The 26,468-nt window shown below is 50.2% G+C and carries 36 protein-coding genes; 3 read left to right on the forward strand and 33 right to left on the reverse strand.

The window, feature by feature from the left end; translation table 11 throughout:
- Positions 1-756, reverse strand: a 756-nt coding sequence (locus GILYN3_RS16945) for an MFS transporter (RefSeq protein WP_232305629.1), incomplete at its 3' end; no start/stop codon positions are given.
- A gap of 171 nt (positions 757-927) precedes the next feature.
- Here GILYN3_RS16945 and uvrA point away from each other — a divergent pair.
- The 3 genes from uvrA to GILYN3_RS15905 all read left to right on the forward strand — a co-directional run bounded on the left by uvrA (position 928) and on the right by GILYN3_RS15905 (position 7,483).
- Entirely contained in the window at positions 928-3,783 is a 2,856-nt protein-coding gene (gene uvrA, locus GILYN3_RS15895; protein ID WP_049724019.1) for an excinuclease ABC subunit UvrA, read from the forward strand.
- Positions 3,784-4,074: 291 nt separating this feature from the next.
- Positions 4,075-6,303, forward strand: a complete 2,229-nt coding sequence (locus tag GILYN3_RS15900; protein ID WP_049724020.1) for an NADP-dependent isocitrate dehydrogenase — start codon at positions 4,075-4,077, stop codon at positions 6,301-6,303.
- 202 nt (positions 6,304-6,505) lie between these two features.
- Positions 6,506-7,483, forward strand: coding sequence for a glutathione S-transferase family protein (locus GILYN3_RS15905; protein ID WP_049724021.1), 978 nt, complete (start codon positions 6,506-6,508; stop codon positions 7,481-7,483).
- 83 nt (positions 7,484-7,566) lie between these two features.
- Here GILYN3_RS15905 and rplQ read toward each other — a convergent pair whose 3' ends face one another.
- The 32 genes from rplQ to GILYN3_RS16070 form a co-directional block, all read right to left on the reverse strand.
- A complete protein-coding gene (gene rplQ / locus GILYN3_RS15910; protein WP_049724022.1) occupies positions 7,567-7,962 on the reverse strand; it encodes a 50S ribosomal protein L17 in 396 nt (131 codons plus the stop codon).
- Positions 7,963-8,037: 75 nt separating this feature from the next.
- Entirely contained in the window at positions 8,038-9,027 is a 990-nt protein-coding gene (locus GILYN3_RS15915; RefSeq protein WP_049724023.1) for a DNA-directed RNA polymerase subunit alpha, read from the reverse strand.
- A gap of 26 nt (positions 9,028-9,053) precedes the next feature.
- Positions 9,054-9,674 carry a 30S ribosomal protein S4 gene (gene rpsD, locus GILYN3_RS15920; RefSeq protein ID WP_049724024.1) on the reverse strand — a complete coding sequence of 207 codons (621 nt, stop codon included), beginning with the start codon at positions 9,672-9,674 and terminating at the stop codon, positions 9,054-9,056.
- Positions 9,675-9,686: 12 nt separating this feature from the next.
- A complete protein-coding gene (rpsK, locus tag GILYN3_RS15925) occupies positions 9,687-10,082 on the reverse strand; it encodes a 30S ribosomal protein S11 (RefSeq protein WP_049724025.1) in 396 nt (131 codons plus the stop codon).
- Positions 10,083-10,139: 57 nt separating this feature from the next.
- Positions 10,140-10,496 (reverse strand): 30S ribosomal protein S13, encoded by a 357-nt coding sequence (gene rpsM, locus GILYN3_RS15930; RefSeq protein ID WP_049724026.1) that lies wholly within the window; start codon positions 10,494-10,496, stop codon positions 10,140-10,142.
- A 263-nt stretch (positions 10,497-10,759) separates the two neighbouring features.
- Positions 10,760-10,876 (reverse strand): 50S ribosomal protein L36, encoded by a 117-nt coding sequence (rpmJ, locus tag GILYN3_RS15935; RefSeq protein ID WP_049724027.1) that lies wholly within the window; start codon positions 10,874-10,876, stop codon positions 10,760-10,762.
- Between the two features lie 22 nt (positions 10,877-10,898).
- A complete protein-coding gene (gene secY / locus GILYN3_RS15940; RefSeq protein WP_049724028.1) occupies positions 10,899-12,236 on the reverse strand; it encodes a preprotein translocase subunit SecY in 1,338 nt (445 codons plus the stop codon).
- Positions 12,237-12,245: 9 nt separating this feature from the next.
- Positions 12,246-12,680: a 50S ribosomal protein L15 gene (rplO, locus tag GILYN3_RS15945; RefSeq protein ID WP_049724029.1), complete on the reverse strand. Its 435-nt coding sequence runs from the start codon at positions 12,678-12,680 to the stop codon at positions 12,246-12,248.
- Between the two features lies 1 nt (position 12,681).
- Positions 12,682-12,867 carry a 50S ribosomal protein L30 gene (gene rpmD, locus GILYN3_RS15950; RefSeq protein WP_049724030.1) on the reverse strand — a complete coding sequence of 62 codons (186 nt, stop codon included), beginning with the start codon at positions 12,865-12,867 and terminating at the stop codon, positions 12,682-12,684.
- Between the two features lie 37 nt (positions 12,868-12,904).
- Positions 12,905-13,414, reverse strand: a complete 510-nt coding sequence (rpsE, locus tag GILYN3_RS15955; RefSeq protein WP_049724031.1) for a 30S ribosomal protein S5 — start codon at positions 13,412-13,414, stop codon at positions 12,905-12,907.
- Between the two features lie 10 nt (positions 13,415-13,424).
- Positions 13,425-13,775: a 50S ribosomal protein L18 gene (gene rplR / locus GILYN3_RS15960; RefSeq protein ID WP_049724032.1), complete on the reverse strand. Its 351-nt coding sequence runs from the start codon at positions 13,773-13,775 to the stop codon at positions 13,425-13,427.
- A gap of 9 nt (positions 13,776-13,784) precedes the next feature.
- Positions 13,785-14,318: a 50S ribosomal protein L6 gene (gene rplF / locus GILYN3_RS15965; protein WP_049724033.1), complete on the reverse strand. Its 534-nt coding sequence runs from the start codon at positions 14,316-14,318 to the stop codon at positions 13,785-13,787.
- Between the two features lie 11 nt (positions 14,319-14,329).
- Positions 14,330-14,722: a 30S ribosomal protein S8 gene (rpsH, locus tag GILYN3_RS15970; protein WP_049724034.1), complete on the reverse strand. Its 393-nt coding sequence runs from the start codon at positions 14,720-14,722 to the stop codon at positions 14,330-14,332.
- Between the two features lie 31 nt (positions 14,723-14,753).
- Complete coding sequence (gene rpsN, locus GILYN3_RS15975) at positions 14,754-15,059, reverse strand: 30S ribosomal protein S14 (protein WP_049724035.1); 306 nt, start codon at positions 15,057-15,059, stop codon at positions 14,754-14,756.
- A 10-nt stretch (positions 15,060-15,069) separates the two neighbouring features.
- Entirely contained in the window at positions 15,070-15,609 is a 540-nt protein-coding gene (gene rplE, locus GILYN3_RS15980; protein ID WP_049724036.1) for a 50S ribosomal protein L5, read from the reverse strand.
- Between the two features lie 5 nt (positions 15,610-15,614).
- Positions 15,615-15,929 (reverse strand): 50S ribosomal protein L24, encoded by a 315-nt coding sequence (gene rplX, locus GILYN3_RS15985; protein ID WP_049724037.1) that lies wholly within the window; start codon positions 15,927-15,929, stop codon positions 15,615-15,617.
- A 36-nt stretch (positions 15,930-15,965) separates the two neighbouring features.
- The gene (gene rplN / locus GILYN3_RS15990; RefSeq protein WP_041522380.1) at positions 15,966-16,334 is read right to left on the reverse strand and encodes a 50S ribosomal protein L14; all 369 of its coding nucleotides are present in this window, start codon (positions 16,332-16,334) and stop codon (positions 15,966-15,968) included.
- A 37-nt stretch (positions 16,335-16,371) separates the two neighbouring features.
- A complete protein-coding gene (gene rpsQ, locus GILYN3_RS15995) occupies positions 16,372-16,638 on the reverse strand; it encodes a 30S ribosomal protein S17 (RefSeq protein ID WP_049724038.1) in 267 nt (88 codons plus the stop codon).
- 2 nt (positions 16,639-16,640) lie between these two features.
- Positions 16,641-16,832 (reverse strand): 50S ribosomal protein L29, encoded by a 192-nt coding sequence (rpmC, locus tag GILYN3_RS16000; RefSeq protein WP_049724039.1) that lies wholly within the window; start codon positions 16,830-16,832, stop codon positions 16,641-16,643.
- Complete coding sequence (rplP, locus tag GILYN3_RS16005) at positions 16,832-17,245, reverse strand: 50S ribosomal protein L16 (RefSeq protein WP_049724040.1); 414 nt, start codon at positions 17,243-17,245, stop codon at positions 16,832-16,834. Before rplP ends, rpmC begins: the two co-directional genes overlap by 1 nt.
- Before the next feature lie 12 nt (positions 17,246-17,257).
- On the reverse strand, positions 17,258-17,935 hold the full coding sequence (gene rpsC / locus GILYN3_RS16010) for a 30S ribosomal protein S3 (protein WP_049724041.1): 678 nt from the start codon (positions 17,933-17,935) through the stop codon (positions 17,258-17,260).
- A gap of 13 nt (positions 17,936-17,948) precedes the next feature.
- A complete protein-coding gene (gene rplV, locus GILYN3_RS16015) occupies positions 17,949-18,281 on the reverse strand; it encodes a 50S ribosomal protein L22 (RefSeq protein ID WP_049724042.1) in 333 nt (110 codons plus the stop codon).
- 27 nt (positions 18,282-18,308) lie between these two features.
- On the reverse strand, positions 18,309-18,587 hold the full coding sequence (gene rpsS, locus GILYN3_RS16020; RefSeq protein ID WP_049724043.1) for a 30S ribosomal protein S19: 279 nt from the start codon (positions 18,585-18,587) through the stop codon (positions 18,309-18,311).
- A 33-nt stretch (positions 18,588-18,620) separates the two neighbouring features.
- A complete protein-coding gene (rplB, locus tag GILYN3_RS16025; RefSeq protein ID WP_049724044.1) occupies positions 18,621-19,448 on the reverse strand; it encodes a 50S ribosomal protein L2 in 828 nt (275 codons plus the stop codon).
- A 13-nt stretch (positions 19,449-19,461) separates the two neighbouring features.
- Positions 19,462-19,758, reverse strand: a complete 297-nt coding sequence (rplW, locus tag GILYN3_RS16030) for a 50S ribosomal protein L23 (RefSeq protein WP_049724045.1) — start codon at positions 19,756-19,758, stop codon at positions 19,462-19,464.
- Positions 19,755-20,369 carry a 50S ribosomal protein L4 gene (rplD, locus tag GILYN3_RS16035; RefSeq protein WP_049724046.1) on the reverse strand — a complete coding sequence of 205 codons (615 nt, stop codon included), beginning with the start codon at positions 20,367-20,369 and terminating at the stop codon, positions 19,755-19,757. The genes rplW and rplD overlap by 4 nt, the downstream gene beginning before the upstream one ends.
- A gap of 20 nt (positions 20,370-20,389) precedes the next feature.
- Positions 20,390-21,034 carry a 50S ribosomal protein L3 gene (gene rplC, locus GILYN3_RS16040; protein ID WP_049724047.1) on the reverse strand — a complete coding sequence of 215 codons (645 nt, stop codon included), beginning with the start codon at positions 21,032-21,034 and terminating at the stop codon, positions 20,390-20,392.
- Positions 21,035-21,136: 102 nt separating this feature from the next.
- On the reverse strand, positions 21,137-21,448 hold the full coding sequence (rpsJ, locus tag GILYN3_RS16045) for a 30S ribosomal protein S10 (protein ID WP_049724048.1): 312 nt from the start codon (positions 21,446-21,448) through the stop codon (positions 21,137-21,139).
- A 393-nt stretch (positions 21,449-21,841) separates the two neighbouring features.
- On the reverse strand, positions 21,842-23,242 hold the full coding sequence (locus GILYN3_RS16055; protein ID WP_049724050.1) for an NAD(P)(+) transhydrogenase (Re/Si-specific) subunit beta: 1,401 nt from the start codon (positions 23,240-23,242) through the stop codon (positions 21,842-21,844).
- A gap of 8 nt (positions 23,243-23,250) precedes the next feature.
- Positions 23,251-23,535 carry a proton-translocating transhydrogenase family protein gene (locus tag GILYN3_RS16060; RefSeq protein WP_049724051.1) on the reverse strand — a complete coding sequence of 95 codons (285 nt, stop codon included), beginning with the start codon at positions 23,533-23,535 and terminating at the stop codon, positions 23,251-23,253.
- 9 nt (positions 23,536-23,544) lie between these two features.
- Positions 23,545-24,720, reverse strand: coding sequence for a Re/Si-specific NAD(P)(+) transhydrogenase subunit alpha (locus tag GILYN3_RS16065; RefSeq protein WP_049724052.1), 1,176 nt, complete (start codon positions 24,718-24,720; stop codon positions 23,545-23,547).
- An 85-nt stretch (positions 24,721-24,805) separates the two neighbouring features.
- Entirely contained in the window at positions 24,806-26,332 is a 1,527-nt protein-coding gene (locus GILYN3_RS16070) for a UxaA family hydrolase (protein ID WP_049724053.1), read from the reverse strand.
- Positions 26,333-26,468: the final 136 nt, after the last annotated feature.

A 26,468-nucleotide genomic window follows, 5' to 3' on the forward strand; every position in this document is an offset into this window, starting at 1 on the left:
TTGGTGAGCCCTTCCTACACCAAGCGAGCCGACCAAGACACTGGGTAACACCACAAAACTGGCTGTTAGCACGCAGTGCAAAGCAAAGATACCAACATCTAATCTAAGCAGTTCGCCGTTACGCAATGTTTTACTCAACAGCGCCGGTACCGCGCCGGTTTCTCGCCGCCGCGCTTGAGCACCGCCATGACTAACCGCCGGCACCTGATAAATAATGATATACACGCCGATTAAACCCAGCGCGGCGGTGACCCAAAATATCAGCGATAAACCACCAATACCCGCTAACGCCGGGCCAACCACTAAAGCCAGCGCGAACGATACACCGATAGAAGCGCCGATGCTGGCCATGGCCTTGGTGCGATTCTCATCGGCCGTGAGGTCAGTAACCATCGCCATGACTGCACTGGCAATCGCCCCGCCACCTTGTAATACACGCCCAAGCACGAGCTCGTAGACGGTATCGGCCTGTGCCGCGACAATACTCCCCGCAACAAAAATCAATAACCCCGCCACAATAACGGGCTTACGACCAATGCGATCAGACAGCATGCCAAATGGGATTTGCAGCAGCGCCTGACTAAACCCGTAAGCGCCTAGGGCCAAGCCTAACAAAGCGGGGGTCGCACCGCTGTAAGCATCGCCATAAAGGGTCAGCACCGGCAACACCATAAACAAACCGAGCATGCGGAATGCATAGAGTGACGATAGCGCCATAACAACGCGGCGCTCAAATGAGGCGGTAGGCACGGACACAAGAAATCCTGATTGATAAAAGCCGCGAATTTTACCACAGCGCGAAGCAAAACGCGTTTTTTACAACCCTTATCCACTAACTGCGCCAAGACCCAATCCGCGCGTGCGTAAATACCGTATAATGGCGAGTTTTTAGGCGAAGGGGCAGAAAACCCCAACAGGTGGTATAGATTGGATACGATTTACGTTCGTGGCGCGCGCACTCACAACCTCAAGAATATCGATCTGGACATCCCACGCGATAAACTGGTGGTTATCACCGGCCTGTCGGGCTCGGGCAAGTCATCTCTAGCGTTTGACACACTTTACGCCGAGGGCCAACGACGCTACGTTGAATCTCTATCTACCTACGCTCGCCAATTTTTGTCGATGATGGAAAAACCCGACGTGGATCATATCGAAGGGTTGAGCCCAGCGATCTCCATCGAGCAAAAATCGACCTCCCACAACCCGCGCTCGACTGTGGGCACCATTACCGAAATTTACGACTACCTACGCCTGCTCTATGCCCGCGTAGGTGAACCGCGCTGCCCAGTACACGGCGAGCCGCTAACAGCGCAAACCGTCAGTGAAATGGTCGACACCGTGCTGGCGATGCCCGAAGGCAGCAAGCTAATGCTGCTTGCACCGATTGTTCGCGATCGAAAAGGTGAGCACTTACATACGCTAGACCACCTAAAACGCGAGGGGTTTATCCGCGCTCGTATCGACGGCTTGTTGGTTGATTTAGACGATGCCCCCGCACTTGATAAAAAGAAGAAGCACACAATTGATGTGGTAGTCGATCGCTTTAAAGTCCGCGATGACCTAAAAGTGCGACTGGCAGAATCGTTTGAAACGGCACTGAATTTAACCGAAGGGCTGGCCGGCATTAGCGATATGGACGGTAAGCAAGACGACCGTATTTTCTCGGCCAAACACGCTTGCCCTGTATGCGACTACAGCTTAAGCGAACTGGAGCCACGGCTGTTTTCGTTTAACAACCCAGCCGGCGCCTGCCCCACTTGCGACGGATTGGGCATTAAACAGTTTTTTGATGAGAGCAAGGTGCTGCTGTTTCCAGAGTCCTCATTGGCGCAAGGCGCTATACGCGGCTGGGACAAACGCAATATTTATTACTTTCATATGCTCACCTCAATTGCCGAGCACTATGGCTTTAACGTCGACACGACGTGGCAAGATCTAACCCACGAACAACAGCGTGCGGTGCTGGACGGCTCGGGCGATGCAATCATCTCATTTAATTACGTTAACGAACGCGGTGATATTATTCAGCGCAAGCACACTTTTGAGGGCGTGCTGCCCAACCTTGAGCGGCGTTATCGCGACACTGAATCATCCACTGTGCGAGAAGAACTGGCCAAGTTTCTTTCGACCCAACCGTGTCCATCTTGTAAAGGGGCGCGATTACGGCTTGAGGCGCGCAACGTGTTTGTCGACGAGCGCAGTCTGCCGCAAATTACTGACATGCCGGTAGGCGATGCGCACAAGTACTTCAGCGCTCTCGCGTTTACCGGTGCGCGTGCCGGTATCGCCGACAAAATTTTAAAAGAACTGCGTGATCGTTTTAGCTTTTTGGTCGATGTGGGCCTTAACTACCTCTCTCTTAACCGCAGCGCTGACACCCTATCGGGGGGCGAGGCGCAGCGCATTCGACTTGCCAGCCAAATTGGCGCCGGGTTAGTCGGGGTAATGTATATTTTGGATGAGCCCTCCATTGGCTTACATCAACGCGACAACGACCGCCTGCTTGCCACCCTGACTCACTTAAAAAACTTAGGTAACACGGTGATTGTGGTAGAGCACGACGAAGACGCTATTCGCCTTGCCGACCACGTGATTGATATTGGCCCAGGCGCAGGGGTGCACGGTGGCGAAGTAATCGCCGAGGGCACGGTGGACGACATTATGGCGAGCGAGCGATCGCTTACCGGACAATACTTAAGTGGCGCCAAAGAAATCGCGGTTCCGGCCAAGCGTACCCCAGCCGACCCAAAACAAATGCTCAAACTATTTGGCGCCAGTGGCAATAATTTAAAAAACGTTAATTTAGAGCTCCCCGTGGGCTTAATGACCTGTGTCACCGGAGTATCCGGCTCGGGTAAGTCCACCTTAATTAACGCCACACTGCACCCGATAGCCGCCACCGAACTCAATGGCGCAACCACGCTCAAACCAGCCCCCTTTGAGCGCATCGAAGGCATGACATTTTTTGATAAATGTGTGGATATCGACCAAAGCCCCATCGGCCGCACACCACGTTCCAACCCCGCCACTTATACCGGTATTTTTACCCCAGCCCGCGAGCTGTTTGCTGGCACTCCAGAGGCCCGCTCGCGAGGCTACAAAGCCGGGCGGTTTAGTTTTAACGTCAAAGGTGGCCGCTGTGAAGCCTGCCAAGGCGATGGAGTTATCAAGGTTGAGATGCACTTTTTACCCGATGTGTTCGTCCCCTGCGATATATGCAAAGGCAAGCGCTACAATCGTGAAACTTTAGAGGTTAAATACAAAGGCAAAAATATTCACGAGGTGCTCGACCTAACCGTAGAAGACGCCCGCGAATTTTTTGATGCTATTCCCGCCATCGCCAAAAAACTACAAACCTTAATCGATGTGGGGCTGTCTTATATTCGTTTAGGCCAAGCCGCCACTACCCTGTCTGGCGGTGAAGCGCAGCGGGTGAAGCTCGCTAAAGAGCTGTCTAAACGCGACACCGGAAAAACTCTGTATATTCTGGACGAGCCCACCACTGGCCTGCACTTTTACGACATCCAACAGCTGCTAACCGTATTGCAGCGGCTGCGTGATCATGGCAACACGGTGGTCGTGATCGAGCATAACCTAGATGTCGTTAAAACCGCCGATTGGGTCATTGATCTAGGCCCAGAAGGCGGCAGTGGCGGGGGGCAGATTATCGCCACAGGCACACCGGAAGATATCACTAAGGTTAAAAAGTCTTATACCGGACAATTTTTAGCTCCCATGCTCAAAATCGCCCGCGAGCGCGCCAAAGCCAGAAACGCCTAAACACTTAAGGCCGCGCAACGGCAACTTTAAGCGTTTAGGCCGCCAACCTAGCTTACGCGGCTAACAACGCGGCACTCTACTCCAGAGCCGCGGTAGCTGGTATAATGCCGCCTCCTCCAATGCAGAGGCTTGTGTGCCGAATTGATTGGCGGCCAAAAGCTGCCGATAAAGGGTTGGTGGCACTTGCACGGGAAGGCACTTATCCGTACCCAGCTGTCATTAGCTGACCCCGTTTGCAAGCAGTACCCGCCCGGCCTCTGAAGATACCCTCTTAAAACCATAGGTAAAAGAATGGCTACATCAGACTCTAAAATTATCTACACCAAAACCGACGAAGCCCCTGCGCTTGCCACACAATCTTTACTGCCTATTATCGAAGCCTTCACCCAAGTATCTGGCGTGAGCGTAGAGTTAAAAGACATCTCTTTAGCTGGCCGTATTATCGCCGCCTTTCCGGAATATCTGAAAGAAGAGCAACGCCAAAGCGATGCGCTGGCCGAGCTGGGCGCACTGGCCCAACAGCCTGACGCCAACATCGTCAAACTGCCCAACATTAGCGCGTCTATCCCGCAGTTAAAAGAAGCCATTAAAGAGCTACAGGACAAGGGTTACGCCCTACCAGATTACTCTGCCGAGCCGAGCACCGATGAAGAAAAAAACATCGCGAGCCGCTACGATAAAATTAAAGGCAGCGCGGTAAACCCGGTACTGCGTGAAGGCAACTCTGACCGTCGCGCACCGCCATCGGTAAAAGAATACGCTCGCAAAAACCCCCACTCGATGGGCGCTTGGTCTAAAGACTCTAAGTCGAATGTAGCACACATGACCGAAGGCGATTTCTTTGGCAGTGAAAAATCTGTCACCTTAGCCGCCGCTACCCGTGCAAAAATTGAGTTTGAAAAAGCCGATGGCAGCAAGCAAATCTTAAAAGGCGATCTAACCTTGCAAGCTGGCGAGATTGTTGACGCTGCGGTATTAAGCGCGCGCGCACTGCGCAGCTTTTTAGCACAAGCCATTGCCGACGCCAAAGAAGAAGGCGTACTCTTTTCTCTGCATATGAAAGCAACCATGATGAAGGTCTCTGACCCCATTATTTTTGGTCATGCAGTAACGGTATTTTTTAAAGACTTGTTCGAAAAGTATCAAACAGAGTTTGACGAGCTAGGCGTAGATCCAACCTACGGTTTTGCCGACGTACTATCTAGCATTCAAAAGCTGCCAGCCGACAAACGTGCGGCCATCGAAGCCGACATTAAAGCCATCTACGATGCCGGCCCAGAGATCGCCATGGTGAACTCAGATAAAGGCATCACTAACTTACATGTACCTAACGATGTCATCATCGATGCCTCCATGCCAGCAGCCATCCGCTCATCTGGTCAAATGTGGGGTCCGGACGGCAAGCTACACGACACCAAGTACACGATTCCTGATCGCTGTTATGCCGGTGTTTATCAAGAGACCATCCAGTTCTGTAAAGAGAACGGGGCCTTTGACCCGACCACGATGGGCAGCGTGCCCAACGTAGGCTTGATGGCTCAAAAGGCCGAAGAATACGGCTCGCACGACAAAACGTTTGAAATGCAAACCAACGGTACCGTACGCATCATCGACGCTGACGGCATCGTATTGTTAGAACAAAGCGTGGAACAAGGTGATATTTTCCGCGCCTGTCAGGTAAAAGATGCCCCAGTGCAAGACTGGGTAAAACTGGCCGTAAACCGTGCTCGCGCTACAGGTAACCCAACCTATTTTTGGCTAGACAAAAATCGCGCTCACGATGCAGAGCTGATTAAAAAGGTAGAGACTTACCTACAGCAACACGATACTGACGGATTAGATATTCAGATTTTCTCACCAGAGGAAGCAACTCGAGCTACGCTGCGACGCACCAAAGATGGCCTAGACACCATCTCGGTAACTGGCAATGTATTGCGCGACTACCTCACCGACTTATTCCCAATTTTAGAGTTGGGCACCAGTGCAAAAATGCTTTCTATCGTTCCCCTAATGAACGGCGGCGGCTTATTTGAAACAGGCGCAGGCGGCTCGGCACCGAAACACGTTGAGCAGTTTGTCGATGAAGGTCATCTACGCTGGGATTCACTGGGTGAATTTTTAGCCTTAGCTGCATCACTAGAGCATTTTGGCGATGTGAACAACAATCCAAAAGCGAAAATTTTGGGTGATGCACTCGATAAAGCCACCGGTAAATTTTTGGATACCAACAAATCACCATCGCGTAAAGTTGGACAAATTGATAACCGTGGCAGCCACTTTTATCTAGCTATGTACTGGGCCGAAGCATTGGCTGCGCAAGACAGTGATAGCGACCTAAAAGCCCGCTTTAGCAAGCTTGCCAGTGAAATGTCGGCTAACGAGCAAACCATTATGGACGAGCTTAACGCCGCTCAAGGTAAGCCCATTGATATCGGTGGTTACTATCAAACCGACGACGCCAAAACCGCTGCTGCCATGCGTGCGAGCAACACTCTAAACCAGATCATTAATGCTTTGTAAGATTGTGTACAGCACCTAAACTTTTAAGTGCTACTGGATAAAAAAGGGCGTCCCTAACAGGTCGCCCTTTTTTGTGGTCGACATTTATCATCGAATATATCAATCAATCTATACCACTGCGCCAACTGTTCTTAACTGCGCCGCAACGCTAGAGTAATCACATCAGCAGCAAAAAAGTTAACAGACAACGAAAGGAGTTGTTATGGGTTTATTAATAGATGGAATCTGGCACGACCAGTGGTACGACACTAAAACATCAGGCGGTAAATTTATCCGCAGCGAGGCTCAGTATCGCCATTGGATCACCCCGGATGGTAGCGCTGGAGCAACCGGTACAGACGGATTTAAAGCAGAACCTGGGCGCTACCACCTCTATGTCTCTCTGGCCTGCCCTTGGGCCCACCGCACACTCATTCTTCGCACGCTAAAAGGCTTAGAGGAGATGATCGGTGTCTCGGTAGTTAACCCGCTGATGCGCGAGCACGGCTGGAGCTTTGCGTCCAACACCCGCAGCAGTCGCGATCAAGTCTATCAAGCTGATTTTTTACACCAGCTGTACACTCGCGACAACCCTAACTATAGCGGCCGAGTGACAGTACCGCTTTTGTGGGATAAACAACGCGAGCGCATCGTCAACAATGAATCGGCCGATATTGTTCGTATTTTAAACTCTGGATTTGATCATATAGGGGCACTTAAAGGTGATTACTATCCTATCGCACTGCAAACTAACATCGATGAAATCAATCATCAGGTTTATCACACAATTAACAATGGAGTGTATAAAGCCGGCTTTGCCACAGAACAATCGGCCTATGACGAAGCGGTAACAACTCTGTTTGACAGCTTAGATAAGATAGAGGCACTACTGGCCCAACAACGCTACCTAACAGGAGGTGAAATTACCGAGGCCGACTGGCGGCTGTTTACCACCCTGATACGGTTTGATGCGGTATATCACGGCCACTTTAAATGTAACTTAAAACGTATCGTTGACTACCCCAACCTATGGGCTTATACCCGCGAGCTATACCAATGGCCGGGTGTCGCAAAAACGGTGAATTTTGACCACATTAAAGAACATTATTACCGCAGCCATACGATGATCAACCCCACCGCCATTATCCCCAACGGCCCACTGCTAGAGCTTAATGCGCCTCACGGCCGAGACACGCTATAGAGCTGCATAAAAAACTGACATGCAAAAACGCAAAAAAGCCGGCAAGCCGGCTTTTTTGCGTTTTACGATAAAGCGAGTAGTGGTTACTCGGCTTCGACCGCTTCTTCAACTGCACCTGTAACAGGGCGATCCATCAGCTCAACATAAGCCATGGTAGCTTTGTCACCGGTACGCAGGCCACACTTAAGAATACGCAGGTAACCACCTGGACGACTCTCAAAACGTGGACCTAACTCGGTAAACAACTTACCAACAGCTTTAGGGTCGCGCAGACGAGCAAATGCCAAACGACGATTTGCAACGCTATCTGTTTTAGCTAAGGTGATCAAAGGCTCGGCAAAACGACGCAGCTCTTTGGCCTTAGGCAAGGTAGTCTTAATCAGTTCGTGCTCTACCAGTGACGCGATCATATTGCGAAACATGGCTTTGCGATGTGAACTGTTACGATTCAGTTGACGGCCACTATGACGATGACGCATGACGCTAAATCCTTCACTTATGATTGCTTCACAGCAATCGTGTTAGTCCGCGCTAAGCGCGGAACAGTCTATTAATCAGTCTTCGTTGCGTAAGCTAGCCGGAGGCCAGTTTTCCAAACGCATACCGAGAGACAAACCGCGCGAGGCGAGTACATCTTTAATCTCGGTGAGAGACTTTTTACCCAGGTTCGGGGTCTTTAACAGCTCAACTTCTGTGCGCTGAATCAGATCACCGATGTAGTAGATATTTTCCGCTTTCAGGCAGTTTGCCGAACGAACGGTCAGCTCTAAATCATCTACCGGACGCAATAGAACAGGGTCAATCGCCTCTTCTTTTTCTTCCGGTTGTGACAGTTTTTCGCCTTCCAGATCAACAAACACAGCCAACTGCTGCTGTAAGATAGTTGCCGCACGACGAATAGCTTCTTCAGGATCAATGGTACCGTTGGTCTCAAGATCCAAAATCAACTTATCCAGATCGGTGCGCTGCTCAACACGAGCGCTTTCGACGCTATAAGCAACACGACGAACTGGACTATAAGAAGCATCCAATTGGAGGCGTCCAATAGCACGACTTTCATCGTCTTCTTGGCGACGTGCATCAGCAGGCTGATAACCACGGCCACGTGCAACCGTCAAACGCATAGTCAGTGTAGTGTCACCAGTGATATTAGCGATCACATGATCGGGGTTTTTCACCTCGATATCATGGTCTACTTGAATATCACCTGCGGTTACAACACCAGGACCTTTTTTGGTCAGCGTCAGTACGGCTTGATCTTTACCGTGCATTACCACGGCAACGCCTTTGAGGTTCAGCAGGATTTCGATGACGTCCTCACGGACCCCTTCGATATCACTATACTCGTGCAATACACCATCGATTTCTACTTCAGTAACAGCACAACCGGCCATTGACGAAAGCAAAATGCGACGCAATGCATTGCCCAAAGTATGTCCAAAACCACGCTCCAGCGGTTCCAGCACAACTCGAGCGTGAGTTGGGCTGTTTTCGGTAACGTCGATATGACGCGGAGTCAAAAATTCGTTTACTGCAGTCTGCATAGCCACACCTGTTAACGGTTAATCCCTTACTTGGAGTAAAGCTCTACGATAAGGTTTTCGTTGATTTCAGCCGGCAAATCGCTGCGATCAGGAACACGCTTATAAGTGCCTTCCTTCTTCTCAACGTTGACTTCAACCCACTCGACATCAGCGCGCTGACCAGACAAGGTCAAAGCATTCTGAATACGCAGTTGTTTTTTAGCCTTTTCGCGAACCGCAACCACATCACCTTCCGCTACTTGATAAGAAGCGATGTTAACGGTTTGACCATTAACAGTAATGCCTTTGTGAGATACCAACTGACGAGATTCTGCGCGAGTAGCGCCAAAACCCATGCGGTAAACCACGTTATCCAAGCGACATTCCAGCAATTTCAACAGGTTCTCACCAGTCGCGCCTTTGCGACGAGCGGCTTCTTTATAGTAGCCACGGAACTGTTTCTCTAGAACACCATAGGTGCGACGTACTTTTTGCTTCTCGCGTAACTGAATACCGTAATCCGACAAACGACCGCGGCGCTGACCATGTTGGCCAGGTACAGATTCCAGTTTACACTTTGAGTCCAGCGCGCGTGCTCCACTCTTTAAAAAGAGATCGGTACCTTCGCGACGGGACAGCTTACATGTTGGTCCAATATAACGTGCCATTAGTTTGCCCCCTTACACTCGACGTTTTTTCGGCGGACGACAGCCATTATGTGGTATCGGCGTCACGTCTGTGATGTTGGTGATTTTATAACCAACGTTATTCAGGGCGCGCACGGCAGACTCGCGGCCGGGCCCTGGGCCTTTTACTTCTACGTCAAGGTTCTTTAAGCCGTATTCTTTAGCGGCTTCACCGGCACGTTCTGCAGCTACCTGAGCGGCAAATGGGGTACTTTTACGTGAACCACGGAAACCTGAGCCACCTGAAGTTGCCCAAGTCAGGGTATTACCCTGGCGATCGGTGATCGTAATGATCGTATTATTAAAAGAGGCATGAATGTGTGCAACACCATCCACAACCTGCTTTTTGACCTTCTTTTTGGTCGTAGTTTTATTACTTGGCTTGGCCATAGCAATTCTCTTCCTAACAGTTGTTACCGTACTTGAATGTGAGCGAGAGCCTGCGAATTAACGCTTAATAGGCTTACGCGGACCTTTGCGGGTACGTGCGTTAGTCTTAGTACGCTGACCACGGAGAGGTAAACTACGACGGTGGCGCAAACCACGGTAGCATCCCAAATCCATTAAGCGTTTAATGTTCATAGACACAACACGACGCAGGTCACCTTCTACGGTGAACTTGCCCACTGCATTACGGATTTCATCCACTTGAGCTTCGCTAAGCGAACCAATTTTGGTATCTTCCGCAATGCCTGTAGCAGAACAAATCTGCTTGGCAGTGGTCCGGCCTACCCCATAAATATAAGTCAGGGATATAACCGCGTGTTTGTGGTCTGGTATGTTTACACCAGCAATACGGGCCATTCAAATTACTCCAGTAACTCTAAAATTGCAGCGTTGACGTGATCTAACACCACCCCTACGCACTATGATAAAAGGCGCGGAAGGATAGCGGTAAAAACACAAAAAAGCAATAGCCCAGCGATTTCTCACTGAACGACAGTCAACGCCCCCTATTGTGCAAGCCAGCCGATATAAATCTTAAGTAATTCAGCTGACAGAAAAGGCGGCATATTATGCCACCTTTTCTGGCCAACCGGCAACCAAAAGTTGCTCAGCTGTCTTGCTTAGCCTTGACGCTGCTTGTGGCGTGGCTCGGCGGTGCAGATAACTCGCAAAACACCGTTACGACGTACCATTTTGCAGTTGCGGCAAATCTTTTTAACAGAAGCACGAACTTTCATGATCCTACCTTTAAATCCGGGATTAGCGAACGTTGCCGCTGCCGTATCCCTTTAAGTTTGATTTCTTCATCAGTGATTCATACTGATGGGACATCAAGTGAGACTGAACCTGAGACATAAAGTCCATCACAACAACTACTACAATGAGTAGTGAAGTGCCGCCGAGGTAAAATGGCACATTAAAGGCCACCACCAAGAACTGAGGCATCAAGCACACTAACGACATATAGATGGCGCCTACCACTGTCAACCGGGTTAGGACACTATCGATATATTTGGCTGATTGCTCACCAGGACGAATCCCTGGTATATAAGCACCTGATTTTTTCAGGTTATCTGCCACTTCTTTTGGGTTAAACATCAACGCCGTATAAAAGAAACAGAAGAAAACAATCAAGCCAGAGAACAACAGAATATTCAAAGGCTGGCCGGGGCCAATCGCCAAAGCGAAGTCCTGCAAGAAGTTACTCACAACTCCTTCACCGCCATCACCAAACCACTGCGCAATAGATGCAGGGAATAGCAAGATGGAGCTGGCAAAAATTGCTGGAATAACACCTGCCATATTGATCTTGAGCGGTAAGTGACTTGTTTGGGCGGCATAGGCCTGACGACCTTGCTGACGCTTCGCATAGTTCACTGTAATACGACGCTGACCACGTTCGATTCGGACAATAGCCCAAATCACGCCCATGGCAACAGCCGTAATAACCAACAACATCAACATGTGTAGATCGCCTTGACGCGCACTTTCAAAGGTGGCGCCAATCGCTGTAGGAAACCCTGCAACGATACCAGCGAAAATCAGCATGGATATACCATTACCAATACCGCGCTCGGTCACTTGCTCACCCAGCCACATCATAAAGACGGCGCCGGTAACCAAGGAGGTAACCGCAATAAAGTGGAAAGCAAAATCAGGTTCACCGCCGTAGGCAAAACCAGAGAAACTTACCGACATTGCCATCGCTTGAACGGTAGCAAGTATTACGGTTCCGTAGCGAGTGTACTGATTAATCTTGCGGCGTCCAGCATCACCCTCTTTTTTCAGCTGCTCCAATGAAGGAGTCACGGCGGTCATTAACTGCATGATGATCGACGCTGAAATATAAGGGAAAATACCCAAAGCAAGAATACTCATCCGCTCAAGAGCACCGCCCGAGAACATATTAAACAGGCCAAGTACCGTTCCCTGATTCTGATTAAACAGATCGGCAATTCGTTCTGGGTCAAGACCTGGAACGGGAATGTGGGTACCAATACGGTACACCACAATTGCCAAAAACAGAAAACGAAGGCGAGCCCAAAGCTCGCCCAATCCTTTTCGATTTACTAGCGGCTGATTACCGGGAGTTGCCATTGGCACCTCTTACTCTTCGACTTTACCGCCAGCCGCTTCAATGGCAGCTTTGGCGCCTTTTGTTACAGCAAGACCTTTCACTGTAACGGCTTTTTTCACTTCGCCAGAAGCAAAGATCTTGGCACGTTTGATGTGCGAACCGATAACATCGGCTTGCTTCAAGGTTTCCAGATCGATAACTTCGCCGTCAACCAAGTTCAGCTCATTCAAACGTACTTGCGCAGTTACGCGACCAATACGTGAGGTGAAACCAAATTTTGGTAAGCGTTTTTGCAAAGGCATCTGACCGCCTTCAAAGCCCGGGGCCACACTACCACCAGAACGTGCTTTCTGACCTTTGTGACCTCGACCAGCGGTTTTACCTAAACCACTACCGATACCACGGCCAACACGTTTTTTGCTATGGGTGCTACCAGGAGCGGGACTCAGCGTATTAAGACGCATCTTATTCTCCCTCTACCTTAATCAGATAGTTCACAGTGTTAATCATGCCACGCGTAGATGGAGTATCTTCAACCTCTACAGTGTGACCGATGCGACGCAGCCCTAAACCAGTAACACAAGCCCGATGGTTCTTCAGTCGGCCCGCAGTACTCTTTAACTGAGTCACTTTAATCATTTTCTTAGCCATGCTCGTATACCGCTTTCTAGTAATCGGACAATGCCAATTAGTTCAGAATATCTTCTACGCTCTTACCGCGCTTAGCAGCTACAGACTCAGGAGAGACCATAGACTTAAGCGCCTGGAACGTAGCACGAACCACGTTTACAGGATTGGTAGAACCGTAGCACTTAGCCAGAACGTTCTGTACACCGGCAATTTCAAGTACTGAACGCATCGCACCACCGGCAATAATACCGGTACCTTGAGAGGCTGGCTGCATATAAACCTTAGAGGCGCCGTGGCGGCCCTTAGTGGCGTACTGCAGTGTATCACCGTTTAGATCTACAGAGATCATATTACGACGAGCCGCTTCCATAGCTTTTTGAATAGCTACTGGTACTTCGCGCGCTTTACCCCGACCAAAGCCAACTTTACCATTACCATCACCAACAACAGTCAGCGCGGTGAAGGCAAAGATACGGCCACCTTTAACAGTTTTGGCAACACGATTGACCTGAACCAGTTTTTCCTGGAAGCCTTCGTTATTGCTGTCATCTTTCTTAGTAAAAGCCATGTCTTTACCCTTAGAATTCCAAACCAGCTTCACGCGCGGCATCGGCTAATGCCTTTACGCGACCGTGATATTTGAAACCGCTACGATCAAAGGCCACCTGGGTGATACCGGCGGCTTTAGCGCGTTCGGCGATTAACTCACCAACGGCCTTAGCGGCTTCTGCGTTACCGGTTTTACCGCTACGCAGTGACTTGTCCAGTGTCGACGCACTTGCCAAAACACTCGCGCCGTCGTGCGCGATAACTTGCGCGTATATGTGACGGGGAGTACGGAACACGCTTAAACGGTTCGCACCCAACTCACGAATCTTGGCACGGGCACGGCGCGCACGGCGAAGACGAGATTGCTTCTTATCGCTCATAACCTAGCCCTACTTCTTCTTAGCTTCTTTACGACGTACTTGCTCGTCGGCAAAACGTACACCTTTACCTTTATAAGGCTCTGGTGGACGCAGGCTGCGTATTTCAGCAGCTACCTGACCGAGCAGCTGCTTATCAGCGCTCTTAAGTACGATATCGGTCTGGCTTGGGGTCTCTACTGTTACACCCTCAGGAAGGGTAAATATAACAGGGTTAGAGAAACCCAAAGACAGGTTTACAGTTTTGCCTTCTGCTTTGACACGATAACCAACACCGACCAACTGCAGTTTCTTTTCGAAACCCTCAGATACGCCGCGCATCATGTTACCGACTAGGGCACGCATAGTGCCTGCCATTGCGATGGACTGCTTGGCGCCGTCACGAGCAGTGAAGCGCAGAACATTTTCGTCCTGCTTTACTTCAACTTTCTCGTGAATTGACAGCGCCAACGTGCCCTTGCTGCCTTTTAAGCTAAGGTCTTGCCCATCAAGGGAGACATTAACCGCAGCAGGCACTTCAACCGGACTGTTTGCAACTCGTGACATGGTTCTTCCCGTTAAAATACTGTGCAGAGGACTTCGCCACCAACGCCAGCGGCGCGGGCAGCACGATCAGTCATAACACCTTTACTTGTCGAAACGATAGCAACACCTAAGCCGTTACGTACACTCGGCAGATCGGTTTTACCAGCGTAATTGCGCAAACCAGGACGACTAATACGAACGATTTCGGCGATTACCGGCTTGCCTTCAAAATACTTCAGGTCAATTGTCAGGTTGGCTTTAGGGCCTTCACTCACAGAGTGACCAGTAACGTAACCTTCCTCTTCCAACACCTTGGCAACACTCACCTTAAGGCCGGACGATGGCATGGTAACGTCAGTCTTACCTACTTGCAGCGCATTACGAATGCGAGTCAGCATATCTGCTAACGGATCTTGCATACTCATCTGAATCTGCTCCTATAAATGGGTCTTGAGCTTACCAGCTCGCTTTAACCAGACCCGGGACATCACCGCGCATAGCTGCTTCACGCAACTTATGACGGCAAAGACCAAACTTACGATAAACACCGTGTGGACGGCCCGTGATACGACAGCGGTTACGCTGACGAGCGGGGCTGCCATCACGCGGCAGTTTCTGCAGTTTAGCTTGCGCTTCCCACACTTGCTCTTCAGATGAAGCAGGGCTCGAAACAATCGCCTTCAGCTCAGCACGTTGAGCACTGTACTTCTCGACTAGACGAGCACGTTTTGCTTCGCGCGCAATCATTGATTTTTTAGCCATGTCTCTACCCTTAGCCTTTGAACGGGAAGTTAAACGCTTTTAACAAAGCGCGACCTTCGTCGTCGTTACGTGCTGATGTGGTGATACAAATATCCAAACCGCGCAGCTTATCAACTTTATCGTAGTCGATTTCTGGGAAGATAATTTGCTCAGTCACACCCATCGAGAAGTTGCCACGGCCGTCAAACTGCTTAGGACTGATACCGCGGAAATCGCGAATCCGTGGAATCGAGATAGAAATCAAACGATCCAAAAATTCATACATGCGATCTTGACGCAGAGTCACTTTACAACCGATTGGCCAACCGTCACGGATTTTAAAGCCTGCAATAGATTTGCGTGCTTTAGTTACCACAACCTTTTGACCTGCGATCTTTTCCAGATCGCCAACGGCGTTATCAAGGACTTTTTTATCACCCGTAGCTTCACCAACACCCATATTAATGGTGATCTTGGTGATGCGCGGCACTTCCATTACATTTGCCAGCCCCAACTCTTCTTTCAGTTTGGGAGCGAGCTCTTTGCTGTATACTTCTTTAAGCCTAGCCATATCACTTACGCCCCTACGGCTTCGCCAGTGGATTTGAAGACGCGCACTTTCTTGTCGCCCTCAACCTTAAAGCCAATGCGATCAGCTTTCCCAGTGGCTGCGTTATAGATCGCAACATTGGAAACATTAATAGCGGCTTCTTTCTCAACAATCCCACCAGGAACACCCATTTGCGGGTTAGGCTTCTGGTGTTTTTTGACGATGTTAATACCAGCAACGATCACTTTATCGTTTGGCATAACGCGAACAACTTTGCCACGCTTGCCTTTATCGCGACCGGCGATAACAATTATTTCGTCATCACTTTTAATCTTGCGCATTTGTCTGCCCTCGACTCTCCGACTCTGTATAAGTACTTAAAGTACTTCAGGTGCCAGAGAAATGATTTTCATAAATTTCTCGCCACGCAACTCACGAGTCACGGGTCCGAAAATACGTGTACCAACTGGAGCATCTTGGGCGTTCAGTAGCACAGCAGCGTTATCGTCGAACTTGATCAATGAACCGTCCTGACGACGCACACCTTTTTTGGTGCGTACTACTACCGCCTTCATCACCTGGCCTTTCTTCACTTTACCGCGAGGAATTGCTTCCTTTACGGTAACTTTGATGATGTCACCCACGGCTGCATAACGACGGTGAGAGCCGCCAAGCACCTTGATGCACATGACACGGCGTGCGCCGCTGTTGTCAGCTACATCTAAGTAGGATTCTGTTTGAATCATCGTCCGTCTCCGAAACTATTTAGGTCGCTAGAAATCGTTAGATTTCAGTAGCGCGCTCTTCGATTTTTACCAAAGCCCAAGATTTGCTTTTAGACAGTGGGCGAGATTCTGCGATAGTCACAGTATCACCCATCTTGGACTCATTGTTTTCGTCATGCGCTTTAAGCTTAGATGACTTACTCACATACTTGCCGTAAAGCGCGTGCTTAACACGACGCTCGACCAGCACAGTAATGGTTTTATCCATCTTGTCGCTGACAACTTTGCCGGTCAGCGTACGAGCCAGTTTTTCTACCTGAGTCATCGTTAGTTACCTGCCTTTTGTCTAAGCGCCGTCTTGATGCGAGCAATATCTTTACGAGCTAGCGTCAACAGGTGCGTCTGAGTCAACTGACCAGTAGACGCTTGCATGCGTAGCTTGAATTGCCCTTTTAGCTGTGCAAGCAACTCGTTGTTCAGCTCTTCAACGGACTTTTCCCGGAGTTCTGAAGCTTTCATCACATCACCGAACGTTTAACAAATGTTGTAGTAATAGGCAATTTTGCCGCGGCTAAAGCAAAGGCTTCACGAGCAAGCTCCTCACTAACACCATCCATCTCATACAGGACTTTACCTGGACAAACCTGTGCCACCCAGTATTCCACGTTACCTTTACCTTTACCCTGACGAACTTCCAGAGGCTTTTCAGTAATAGGCTTATCCGGGAAAACTCGGATCCAAATTTTACCGCCACGTTTGATGTGACGGGTCATTGCACGACGGGCCGCCTCAATTTGACGTGCAGTAATCCGACCGCGCCCAATGGCTTTTAGACCAAAGTCGCCAAAGCTAACTTTGGAGCCGCGATGGGCTAAACCGCGGTTGCGGCCTTTCTGTTGCTTGCGAAACTTCGTACGCTTCGGTTGCAGCATCTTGCGTACCCCTTACTTAGACTTTGAGCCTTTTTTCTTAGGTGTAGCTTCCGGCTCAACATCACCGATAACTTCGCCCTTGAAAATCCAAACTTTAACGCCAATGATCCCGTAGGTCGTTGACGCCTCTGCGGTGTTGTAGTCGATGTCGGCACGCAATGTGTGCAACGGCACTCGACCTTCGCGGTACCATTCAGAGCGTGCAATCTCAGCACCTCCAAGACGGCCACCCACCTGAATCTTGATACCCTCGGCACCTTGACGCATAGCGTTCTGTACGGCGCGCTTCATAGCACGACGAAACATTACACGACGCTCAAGCTGAGAGGCAACACCCTGGGCTACCAGAGCCGCATCCAGATCAGGCTTGCGAATCTCTTCAATATTGATATGGACAGGTACGCCCATTAGCTTGCTAACGGCAGCACGCAACTTATCAACATCTTCACCTTTCTTACCGATCACAATACCCGGACGAGCCGTGTGAATAGTGATACGCGCAGTATTAGCTGGGCGCTCGATATCAACGCGGCTAACCGATGCACTGGCCAGCTTCTCCTGAATGTACTCACGTACTTTCAGGTCGGTGTTGAGTTTATCTGCGTAATCGCCACTGCCTGCATACCAGGTTGAGGTATGGCTTTTGACGATACCCAGACGAATACCTGTCGGATGTACTTTCTGTCCCATAACGCCTGCTCTCTTACTGGTCGGCTACTTTTACGGTGATGTGACAAGTGCGCTTGATAATGCGATCAGCACGACCTTTAGCACGAGGCATGATGCGTTTCATGCTCACACCCTCATCTACAAAAACTGTAGATACTTTCAACTCATCAACATCAGCGCCTTCATTGTGCTCTGCATTAGCAATAGCAGATTCAAGCACCTTCTTAACTATCGCAGCGCCCTTTTTTGGACTAAAGCCCAAAATATCAAGAGCATCTTCAACGCCTTTTCCACGAATTTGGTCTGCGACCAAACGCGCTTTTTGCGCCGACAGATGAGCACCGCGTAACTTTGCTGCTACTTCCATCGTATTACCTCGTTAGGCACTTAGCGCTTAGCGCTTTTTAGCTTTCTTGTCTGCTACGTGTCCGCGATACGTGCGGGTAGCGGCAAACTCGCCCAGTTTGTGCCCAACCATCTCTTCGTTGATCAGGACTGGCACATGTTGACGTCCGTTATGCACCGCCAGAGTCAAGCCAACCATCTCCGGAAGAATCATGGAGCGACGAGACCAGGTTTTGATCGGACGGCGATCGTTTTTTTCGACCGCAGCTTCGATCTTCTTAATCAGGTGAAGATCGATAAAAGGACCTTTCTTCAGTGAACGTGGCACTGTTGCTTCCTCTTTTGGTTGTTATGTCGTCAATTAACGCTTATCGCGACGACGCACAATCATCTTGTCGGTACGCTTGTTCTTGCGCGTTTTATAACCCTTAGCCGGAGTACCCCAAGGTGAAACCGGATGACGGCCACCAGAAGTACGGCCTTCACCACCACCGTGCGGGTGATCTACCGGGTTCATGGCAACACCACGAACGGTCGGACGAACACCACGCCAGCGCGTAGCACCAGCCTTACCCAATGAGCGCAAACTATGCTCACTGTTTGATACTTCGCCCAAAGTAGCGCGACACTCGCTAAGTACGCGACGGGTTTCACCGCTACGCAAACGCAAAGTGGCATACGCGCCATCACGGGCGACCAAGTTGGCAGAGGTGCCGGCTGAGCGTGCGATTTGCGCGCCTTTACCAGGCTTAAGCTCTACACAGTGAACCACACTACCGACTGGAACGTTACGCAATGGCAAAGTGTTACCCACTTTGATTGACGCAGCATCACCAGACTCGATTTTATCACCAGCTACCACACCTTTAGGAGCGATAATGTAACGACGCTCACCATCGGCATAACAAACCAGAGCGATATACGCTGTGCGGTTCGGATCATATTCGATACGCTCAACAGTCGCTGGAACACCGTCTTTGTTACGACGGAAGTCAACCAAGCGATAATGTTGCTTGTGCCCACCACCAATATGGCGAGTGGTAATCCGACCGGCGTTATTACGACCACCAGTTTTGGATTTCTTTTCCAACAGAGGCGCGTGAGGCGCTCCTTTGTGCAAGTCCGGTCTGACAACGCTTACTACAAAGCGGCGACCGGGCGAGGTTGGTTTACGTTTTACAATAGCCATTGCAACAGTCCCCTTACTCAGCTACCGCAAAGTCGATGTCTTGACCTTGCTCAAGGCGTACATATGCTTTCTTCCAGTCACTGCGCTTGCCTAGACCGTAGCGTGTACGCTTGGTTTTACCTTTAACGTTCAATATGCGAACTTGCTCAACTTTAGCATCGAACAACGCTTGAACCGCGGCTTTAACTTCTAGCTTGGTAGCATCCGGAGTGACTTTAAAAACCACTTGGTTGCCAGTGTCGCCAGCAGCTGCAGCTTTCTCAGAAACCACAGGGCCTAACAAGACCTTATAAATGCGCTCTTGATTCATCCCAGGATCTCCTCGAATTTCTTCATCGCAGGCACGGTCACAACTACTTTGTCGAAGCGAATCAGGCTAACCGGATTAACTGCAGCAACATCGCAAACATCAACCTTGTGCAGGTTACGTGAAGCCAAGTACAGACCCTCACTAACATTTTCAGTGACTACCAGCGCTTCAGACAGGCCATATTGACCCAACTTTTGCACCAGAGCTTTGGTTTTAGGAGTTTCTAAATCGAAATCCTCAACCACCACCAAACGGTCTTGGCGAGTCAGCTCAGACAAAATGCAACGCAGTGCAGCGCGATACATTTTCTTGTTTAACTTTTGCTCAAAGCTACGCGGCTTGGCAGCAAATGTAACACCACCGCTGCGCCAAATTGGGCTGCGAATTGTGCCAGCACGAGCGCGGCCTGTACCTTTTTGACGCCAGGGCTTTTTACCGCCACCGGAGACTTCAGCACGAGTCTTTTGGGCCTTGGTACCTTGACGAGCGCCAGCCATATAGGCGACAACCGCTTGGTGAACCAGGTCCTGGTTATATTCTTTACCGAAAGCCACCTCTGATACTTTCAAGGTACCGTTGGCGCCGCCGGGAGTTACAATATTTAATTCCATGGTCGTTTCCCCTCGGACAACTAAGCGTTGGTGCGCGCTTTAACTGCTGGACGCACAATGACGTCACCACCCGGAGCTCCGGGTATGGCACCTTTGACTAACAGCAGATTGCGTTCGGCATCAACTCTAACCACTTCTAGATTTTGAACAGTTACCTGCTCAGCACCCATATGGCCAGCCATTTTTTTGCCCTTAAAGACGCGGCCCGGAGTTTGGCATTGGCCAATAGAACCGGGAGCACGGTGAGATAGCGAGTTACCATGAGTAGCGTCTTGCATGCTGAAATTCCAGCGCTTAACACCACCTTGAAAACCTTTACCTTTGGAGGTGCCAGTAACGTCAACGATTTGGCCCACTTCAAAAGTAGACACTGTTAACTCACCACCGGCTTCAAAACTTTCTTCTGAGTTGTTACGCAACTCCCACAAACCACGACCAGCCTCAGTATTAGACTTGGCGAAGTGACCTGCAGCAGATTTGGTAACACGGGAGGCACGACGAGACCCTACAGTTACTTGCACGGAGCTGTAACCATCGGTTTCTACATTCTTAACCTGAGTGATGCGATTAGGGGTTACCTCAATCACAGACACGGGAATGGAAACACCATCATCGGTAAACACACGAGTCATACCGCTTTTGCGGCCGACAATACCAATCGTCATCTTACTAACCTCTATAGTGTACGGGGCTGTTACCCGCTATGGCCGCCCATTTCAGAGCGTTACACACGACCGGACTGAAATGCCCGGCCCAACATTTACTTTCTAACCGAGACTAATCTGAACCTCAACGCCTGCAGCTAGATCTAGCTTCATCAGGGCATCTACAGTTTTTTCAGTAGGCTCAACAATATCAAGCAAACGCTTATGTGTACGAATCTCATATTGGTCACGCGCGTCTTTGTTGACGTGTGGTGATACCAATATAGTGAAGCGCTCTTTGCGAGTCGGCAAAGGAATAGGGCCACGTACTTGGGCGCCTGTCCGCTTAGCGGTCTCTACGATTTCCTGAGTCGACGAATCAATCAACTTGTGATCAAAAGCTTTCAGGCGAATCCTAATGCGTTGATTCTGCATGTGAACCAAACTCCAGTCATATACTTTAAAGAACAAACCATCTCGGCAAGACCACCAGGGTCCGTGCAAAATGGAGGCGCAATCTTAATGATCCACCAGCCCCCTGTCAACTGCAAAACAGTGAAAACTGATAATATTTTAACCAATTCGAAAATAGTGCTGCGATTAAACGGCCAAACAGTCGCCCAGCCATTGGCAGCCCGCGACAATACAGCACCCACACGCAAAAGCAAAGCGTTAACTCACGCCAGCACCCAAGCAAGCCAATCCTTACTGCATCTTTAATACGTACATACGTAAAGGCCACTTATGCACCCCAGCAAACACACTAGGCAAAACGCCCGGATCTAGCCCGGGCGTTTTTCGTGGCAACTATCGCGACACCAGCCAACCCTAGTCCATAGCGCGAGCAATACTCTCCACCATCTTTTTAGCATCACCAAAAAGCATCATGGTGTTATCTTTAAAGAACAACTCATTCTGCACGCCGGCATAGCCTGCCGACATACCACGCTTAACAAACAACACGGTTTTAGCCCGATCTACATCCAGAATAGGCATACCAAAGATCGGGCTGGCGGGGTCCGTTTTTGCCGCAGGATTCGTTACATCGTTCGCACCAATAACAAATGCCACATCTGCTTGTGAAAATTCGCTATTAATATCCTCCAACTCAAACACCTCGTCGTACGACACGTTTGCCTCAGCCAACAACACGTTCATATGTCCGGGCATTCGTCCAGCCACAGGGTGGATTGCGTAACTCACTTTCACGCCAGCCTTCTTTAGATCATCCACCATTTCGCGCAATGCATGCTGGGCTTGCGCCACAGCCATGCCGTAGCCCGGCACAATAATAACGGAGCCGGCATTCTTCATTATAAAGGCAGCATCCTCCGCACTGCCCTGCTTAACCGGTCGCTCTTCGATACTCGACCCCACTGCCGCCGCCGAATCACCCCCAAAGCCCCCCAAAATGACACTAACGAACGAGCGGTTCATTGCCCTACACATAATATAAGAAAGAATAGCCCCCGATGAGCCCACCAGCGCTCCCGTTACAATCAGGGCATTATTGTGCAAAGTAAAACCAATCCCCGCTGCAGCCCAGCCCGAATAGGAATTTAGCATACTCACCACCACCGGCATGTCGGCGCCACCAATGGGGATAATCAGCAAGAAGCCAAGCACAAACGCCAAAGCCACTAACCCCCAAAACACCCATGCGGACTGATCGACACAGAAGTAACACACTAATGCCAGAGCCACCAATCCCAGCAAGGCATTAAGCCAGTGCTGCCCCACAAAGATTAACGGCCGTCCAGACACCAACCCCTGCAGCTTAGTAAAAGCGATTATAGAACCCGAAAAAGTAATGGCGCCAATCATCGCACCAAGGCTCATCTCGACCCTGCTGGAGATAAAAATACCACCCGCACTATCAAGCAGACCAAAAGCGGCCGGACTCGAATAAGCTGCGCCCGCTACCAGCACTGCAGCCAACCCAACCAATGAGTGAAACGCCGCTACCAGTTGCGGCATGGCGGTCATAGCAATACGCGATGCAATCACAAGACCTATCGCACCGCCAATCGCCACCGCCACTAAAATCCACGTATAGGACTCAATCTGCGGACTTAGGATTGTGGTAGCGACCGCAACCACCATACCCAACATCCCCATAGCATTGCCCGCACGGGCCGTTTCGGGCGAAGACAGGCCACGCAGCGCGAGAATAAACAGTACTGCAGCCACTAAATAAGCAAGTGCCGTTACATTAGCTTGTAACTCCATAAATCCCCCTACTTCTTCTTTTTATACATGGCCAGCATTCGCTGGGTAACAGCAAAACCACCAAAAATATTAACCGAGGCGAGCAACACCGCCACAAAACCTAATGTTTTAGCCAGGCTCGCCCCCTCTGGACCCGCCGCAATAAGCGCGCCGACCACAATGACACTCGAAATGGCGTTAGTAACCGCCATCAAGGGGGTATGCAGCGCGGGCGTTACACTCCAAACCACGTAGTAACCAACAAACACCGCCATAACAAAAATGGACAACTGAGATATAAAATCACCGTGCATAAACGCCTCCTATGATTGCTCTGCGGGCTGCACACTAAACGCCGAATGAACCACCCGACCATCGTGAGTCAAGGTAGCGGCAGCCAAAATCTCATCATCAAAATTGAGCGCCAAACTGGCCACCCCTGCCTCGTCAGTCTTAACCAACGGCGTCAGATAATTAAGTAGGTTTTTGGCGTACAGCGCGCTGGCATCGGCCGCCAAACGACTGGGCACATTAAAATGCCCCAACACTTTTACACCACCCACATTAACCACCTCACCGGACTTAGACGCACTGCAATTGCCGCCTTGCTCGACCGCAAGATCAACAACAATCGACCCCGGGCGCATACTGGCCACCATCTCATCATTCACCAAGATGGGCGCCTTGCGACCGGGAATCAGAGCAGTACAAATAACAATGTCCTGGGTTTTAATGGTCGCCGCCACCAACTCGGCCTGACGGCGCTTAAAATCATCGCTCATCTCTTTAGCGTAGCCACCGGCCGTTTCCGCCTCGCGAGTCTCCTCCGAGCCCACCATCACAAAGCGACCGCCTAAACTTTCGACCTGCTCTTTAGCCGCAGGCCGCACATCTGTCGCCGACACGATCGCGCCCAAACGCTTAGCCGTGGCAATAGCCTGCAATCCCGCCACCCCGGCTCCCAACACCATCACCTTGGCCGGTGCCACGGTGCCCGCTGCAGTCATCATCATCGGCATCGCCCGGTCATACTCATAAGCGGCATCCAGCACGGCTCTGTAACCTGCCAAATTGCTTTGCGAGCTGAGCACATCCATACTTTGTGCCCGACTAATACGCGGCACAAACTCCAACGCCATAGCAGTGACGCCGGCCGCCGCATAGGCAAGCACAGACTCCGGAGCGTTAAATGGAGAAAGCACCGACAACAACAGTGCCCCCCTAGGAATAAGCGCCAACTCATCAAGCTCACCTTCGGCCGCAACAAGCGGGCGCTGCACCTTAAGAACCACATCGGCCTCCTGATACACCTTGGTGATATCGGCCTCTATCGCAGCACCTGCAATCGCGTAAAGCTCATCAGACACCTGACTTTCAAGCCCAGCACCCGACTCGACAACAACATCAAACCCCAAACCAATGTACTTTTTAACAGTGTCCGGCGTAACGGCAACGCGCCTTTCATAGGCACGGCGCTCCCTTGGCACGGCTATCTTCATAGACTTACCCTCGATTATTATTAGATCGCTCTATTTGAATGTAGCTGGCGCAGGAATATTCGCCAGCCATATTGAGAGAAAAAAGCTAAACCACAGCCCCAATTTTCCAGGGGTTAAACTCCGCATCACCGTAACCAAGCTGCTCGCTTTTAGTTTGCTCACCAGAGGCGATGCCCAGCAACTGCTGAAAAATCTTTTGCCCCAAAGTCTCTAACGTCTCATCACCATCGGACACCACGCCACAATTAATATCAATATCATCCTGCATTCGACGATAAACAGCGGTGTTGCTCGACAACTTAACGCTCGGCACGGGCTTGTAACCAAATGCCGAACCACGCCCAGTAGTAAAAGCGACAAGATTGGCCCCAGAGGCTACCTGCCCGGTAACAGACACTGGATCAAAGCCCGGACTATCCATAAATACCAAACCTTTTTCCAACACCGGCTCGGCATACTGATACACCGCCGTCATGGTAGTCGAACCACTTTTAGCCTGAGCACCAAGGGATTTCTCCAGGATAGTCGTCAGACCGCCCGCTTTATTACCTGGCGAAGGATTATTATTTAACTCAAAACCGTGGACACTAGTATATTCTTCCCACCAGCGAATTCGCTCAAGCAACTGCTCAGCCACCGCCGGTGTCGCCGAGCGCTGCGTCAACAAATGCTCCGCGCCATAAATCTCAGGCGTCTCAGAATAGATAACAGTACCGCCATGACGAATCAAAATATCACCGGCAACACCTAGCGCCGGATTTGCCGTAACACCACTCATAGCATCACTGCCACCGCACTGCACCGCCAACATCAACTCCGATGCCGAGCAAGACTCACGAACCGACTCATTAACCTTGGGCAGCATAGCGCGTACATACTCCACACCCTGCTCAACCGCATTGCGGGTACCACCCACCCCTTGGATGTTGTAGGCTTTAAACAACTCCGATTCACTCAAGCCAGCCTTTGCCAAAACACCATCAACTTGCATAGTTTCACACCCAAGCCCCACCAACAGCACCCCACCAAAATTAGCGTGCGTGGCATAACCTTCAAAGGTGCGCTGCAAAATCTCATAACCCTCCCCTTCAGCTCGCATCCCACAACCGGACTCATGCGTCAAAGCAACCACACCATCAATATTAGGGTAATCGGCCAAAGCGCCCGGATAGCTATAGCTTGCTGCGATTTGCTTGGCGACCGTGGCCGAGCAGTTAACCGTGGTCAAAATACCAATATAATTGCGGGTACCAACCTTGCCACTGGCTCGGCGATACCCTTGAAAATGAGCGCGCTCTGCCTCAGGCACAAAACTTGTCGCCTTCGCATGGCGGCAAAAACCATAATCTTTGGCAAAATCACCGACGATGCAGTTATGGGTATGCACATGCTGACCGGCATTAATATCGGTCGCGGCATAACCGATGAACTGGCCGTATTTAATAATCGCCTCGCCCTGCCGAATGGTCGCCACAGCAAATTTATGCATCTCGACAACAGACTCCTCAATGGTGAGAGCGTGCCCAGCAACTTTTAGCGACTCGCCAGCAATCAAACCAACGACGGCGATGGCAACATTATCGTTTTGATGCAAGTGAATAAACTTACTCACAACCCCCCCTACCTTTTATCTGTATTGAAATTTCTCGGTGACAAGGAAGCACATCCTACCCACCACAACATAAAGATAAAGTTAACAGGAAATTGGTAAGACCGCAATAGAGATTTGGTATGACTGAAAAACAAAG

This window comes from Gilvimarinus polysaccharolyticus, from assembly GCF_001187555.1.
In the GTDB taxonomy this organism is placed as follows: domain Bacteria; phylum Pseudomonadota; class Gammaproteobacteria; order Pseudomonadales; family Cellvibrionaceae; genus Gilvimarinus; species Gilvimarinus polysaccharolyticus.

Excerpts from the sequence above, each read along its gene's own strand:
- rpsD (WP_049724024.1), bottom strand. The coding sequence starts at position 9,674 with ATGGCACGTTATATTGGACCAACATGTAAGCTGTCCCGTCGCGAAGGT.
- rplP (WP_049724040.1), bottom strand. The coding sequence starts at position 17,245 with ATGCTGCAACCGAAGCGTACGAAGTTTCGCAAGCAACAGAAAGGCCGC.
- rplD (WP_049724046.1), bottom strand. The coding sequence starts at position 20,369 with ATGGAATTAAATATTGTAACTCCCGGCGGCGCCAACGGTACCTTGAAA.
- GILYN3_RS16065 (WP_049724052.1), bottom strand. The coding sequence starts at position 24,720 with ATGAAGATAGCCGTGCCAAGGGAGCGCCGTGCCTATGAAAGGCGCGTT.
- rplB (WP_049724044.1), bottom strand. The coding sequence starts at position 19,448 with ATGGCTATTGTAAAACGTAAACCAACCTCGCCCGGTCGCCGCTTTGTA.
- rplV (WP_049724042.1), bottom strand. The coding sequence starts at position 18,281 with ATGGAAGTAGCAGCAAAGTTACGCGGTGCTCATCTGTCGGCGCAAAAA.
- GILYN3_RS15905 (WP_049724021.1), top strand. The coding sequence starts at position 6,506 with ATGGGTTTATTAATAGATGGAATCTGGCACGACCAGTGGTACGACACT.
- rpmD (WP_049724030.1), bottom strand. The coding sequence starts at position 12,867 with ATGGCTAAGAAAATGATTAAAGTGACTCAGTTAAAGAGTACTGCGGGC.
- rpsN (WP_049724035.1), bottom strand. The coding sequence starts at position 15,059 with ATGGCTAAAAAATCAATGATTGCGCGCGAAGCAAAACGTGCTCGTCTA.
- rpsJ (WP_049724048.1), bottom strand. The coding sequence starts at position 21,448 with ATGCAGAATCAACGCATTAGGATTCGCCTGAAAGCTTTTGATCACAAG.
- rplO (WP_049724029.1), bottom strand. The coding sequence starts at position 12,680 with ATGCGTCTTAATACGCTGAGTCCCGCTCCTGGTAGCACCCATAGCAAA.
- GILYN3_RS16055 (WP_049724050.1), bottom strand. The coding sequence starts at position 23,242 with ATGGAGTTACAAGCTAATGTAACGGCACTTGCTTATTTAGTGGCTGCA.
- rplW (WP_049724045.1), bottom strand. The coding sequence starts at position 19,758 with ATGAATCAAGAGCGCATTTATAAGGTCTTGTTAGGCCCTGTGGTTTCT.
- rpsM (WP_049724026.1), bottom strand. The coding sequence starts at position 10,496 with ATGGCCCGTATTGCTGGTGTAAACATACCAGACCACAAACACGCGGTT.
- rpsE (WP_049724031.1), bottom strand. The coding sequence starts at position 13,414 with ATGGCTTTTACTAAGAAAGATGACAGCAATAACGAAGGCTTCCAGGAA.
- GILYN3_RS15900 (WP_049724020.1), top strand. The coding sequence starts at position 4,075 with ATGGCTACATCAGACTCTAAAATTATCTACACCAAAACCGACGAAGCC.
- GILYN3_RS15915 (WP_049724023.1), bottom strand. The coding sequence starts at position 9,027 with ATGCAGACTGCAGTAAACGAATTTTTGACTCCGCGTCATATCGACGTT.
- rpmJ (WP_049724027.1), bottom strand. The coding sequence starts at position 10,876 with ATGAAAGTTCGTGCTTCTGTTAAAAAGATTTGCCGCAACTGCAAAATG.
- rplF (WP_049724033.1), bottom strand. The coding sequence starts at position 14,318 with ATGTCACGAGTTGCAAACAGTCCGGTTGAAGTGCCTGCTGCGGTTAAT.
- rpsH (WP_049724034.1), bottom strand. The coding sequence starts at position 14,722 with ATGAGTATGCAAGATCCGTTAGCAGATATGCTGACTCGCATTCGTAAT.
- secY (WP_049724028.1), bottom strand. The coding sequence starts at position 12,236 with ATGGCAACTCCCGGTAATCAGCCGCTAGTAAATCGAAAAGGATTGGGC.
- rpsC (WP_049724041.1), bottom strand. The coding sequence starts at position 17,935 with ATGGGACAGAAAGTACATCCGACAGGTATTCGTCTGGGTATCGTCAAA.
- rplQ (WP_049724022.1), bottom strand. The coding sequence starts at position 7,962 with ATGCGTCATCGTCATAGTGGCCGTCAACTGAATCGTAACAGTTCACAT.
- rpmC (WP_049724039.1), bottom strand. The coding sequence starts at position 16,832 with ATGAAAGCTTCAGAACTCCGGGAAAAGTCCGTTGAAGAGCTGAACAAC.
- rplR (WP_049724032.1), bottom strand. The coding sequence starts at position 13,775 with ATGAGCGATAAGAAGCAATCTCGTCTTCGCCGTGCGCGCCGTGCCCGT.
- rplE (WP_049724036.1), bottom strand. The coding sequence starts at position 15,609 with ATGGCTAGGCTTAAAGAAGTATACAGCAAAGAGCTCGCTCCCAAACTG.
- rplN (WP_041522380.1), bottom strand. The coding sequence starts at position 16,334 with ATGATTCAAACAGAATCCTACTTAGATGTAGCTGACAACAGCGGCGCA.
- GILYN3_RS16060 (WP_049724051.1), bottom strand. The coding sequence starts at position 23,535 with ATGCACGGTGATTTTATATCTCAGTTGTCCATTTTTGTTATGGCGGTG.
- rplX (WP_049724037.1), bottom strand. The coding sequence starts at position 15,929 with ATGCGCAAGATTAAAAGTGATGACGAAATAATTGTTATCGCCGGTCGC.
- rplC (WP_049724047.1), bottom strand. The coding sequence starts at position 21,034 with ATGACGATTGGTATTGTCGGCCGCAAAAGCGGTATGACTCGTGTGTTT.
- rpsK (WP_049724025.1), bottom strand. The coding sequence starts at position 10,082 with ATGGCCAAGCCAAGTAATAAAACTACGACCAAAAAGAAGGTCAAAAAG.
- rpsQ (WP_049724038.1), bottom strand. The coding sequence starts at position 16,638 with ATGACTCAGGTAGAAAAACTGGCTCGTACGCTGACCGGCAAAGTTGTC.